Source organism: Pseudomonas sp. BJa5 (assembly GCF_030272875.2).
Lineage (GTDB): Bacteria > Pseudomonadota > Gammaproteobacteria > Pseudomonadales > Pseudomonadaceae > Aquipseudomonas.
Map to the genome: position 1 here is coordinate 1 of NZ_JALRNG020000212.1, position 239 is coordinate 239.

Below are 239 nucleotides of genomic sequence, written 5' to 3' on the forward strand. Positions count from 1 at the left end.
TGGGTTTTGTGGGGGGTTGGGTGGTTGTGGTTTTTTTTTGGTTTTTTTTTTTTTTTGGGTGTGGTTTTTTTTTTTTTTTTTTGTTTTTGGTGGGGGGGGGGGTTTTGGTTTTTGGTTTTTTTTTTTTTTTGTTTTTTTGTGTTTGGTTGGGGTGGTTTTTGGGTTTTTTTTTTTTTTCAAATTTGGTGTGGTTGGGGTGGGGGTGGGTGTTTTGTTTTTTTGGGTGTGGGGGGCCGCGG

1 protein-coding gene is annotated in these 239 nt (G+C 39.3%); it reads right to left on the reverse strand.

What is annotated here, in order from left to right; genetic code table 11:
• Positions 1–239, reverse strand: a 239-nt coding sequence (locus tag M2D63_RS26065) for a hypothetical protein (RefSeq protein ID WP_285865920.1), incomplete at both ends; no start/stop codon positions are given.